This window comes from Psychrobacter sp. M9-54-1 (assembly GCF_016613355.1).
GTDB classification, from domain to species: Bacteria; Pseudomonadota; Gammaproteobacteria; order Pseudomonadales; family Moraxellaceae; genus Psychrobacter; species Psychrobacter faecalis.
Genome location: NZ_JADGFW010000031.1, coordinates 1 through 1,172 on the forward strand (window position 1 = coordinate 1; position 1,172 = coordinate 1,172).

The 1,172-nt window shown below is 50.0% G+C and carries 1 protein-coding gene; it reads left to right on the plus strand.

Annotated features, from left to right (window positions below):
- Nucleotides 1-18: 18 nt before the first annotated feature.
- Nucleotides 19-1,172: elongation factor Tu (gene tuf, locus IQ457_RS11530; protein WP_200663396.1), on the plus strand; the 1,154-nt coding region annotated here is incomplete at its 3' end.

Genomic DNA, 1,172 nt, shown 5'->3' on the forward strand with positions numbered 1-1,172 from the left:
AATAAAGAGGAAATACCCATGGCAAAGGCCAAGTTTGAACGCAGCAAGCCACACGTCAACGTCGGTACCATCGGACACGTTGACCACGGTAAAACAACCCTAACCGCCGCTATCGCAACCGTAGCAGCAAAAACCTCTGGTGGCGAAGCCAAAGACTACGCCGCTATCGATAGCGCACCAGAAGAAAAAGCACGTGGCATCACCATCAACACCTCACACGTAGAATATGACACTCCAACCCGTCACTACGCCCACGTTGATTGCCCAGGTCACGCCGACTACGTTAAAAACATGATCACCGGTGCAGCCCAAATGGACGGCGCAATCCTAGTTGTATCAGCAACAGACGGCCCAATGCCACAAACCCGTGAGCACATCCTGCTATCACGTCAGGTTGGCGTACCGTACATCATCGTCTTCATGAACAAATGTGACCTTGTTGACGACGAAGAACTACTAGAACTAGTAGAAATGGAAGTTCGTGAACTGCTTAACGACTACGACTTCCCAGGCGACGACACCCCAATCGTAAAAGGCAGTGCCACCCAAGCCCTAAAAGGCGACGAAGGCAAATACGGCGAACCAGCCGTTGTAGAACTACTAGGTATCCTAGATACTTACATCCCAGAGCCAGAGCGTGACGTTGACAAAGCATTCCTAATGCCAATCGAAGACGTATTCTCAATCTCAGGCCGTGGTACCGTAGTAACCGGTCGTGTTGAATCAGGTATCGTACGTGTTGGTGACGAAATCGAAATCGTCGGTATCCGTGACACCCAAAAAACCACCTGTACTGGTGTAGAGATGTTCCGTAAACTGCTAGACGAAGGTCGTGCAGGCGAAAACTGTGGCGTACTACTACGTGGTACTAAACGTGAAGACGTACAACGTGGCCAAGTACTAGCCAAGCCAGGTTCAATCACCCCTCATACTAAATTTGACGCAGAAGTATACGTACTGTCAAAAGAAGAGGGTGGTCGTCACACACCATTCCTAAACGGCTATCGTCCACAGTTCTACTTCCGTACCACTGACGTAACTGGCGCAATCCAATTACAAGACGGTACTGAAATGGTTATGCCTGGTGACAACGTTGAGATGGGCGTAGAGCTTATCCACCCAATCGCTATGGACAAAGGTCTTCGCTTCGCAATTCGTGAAGGCGGCCGTAC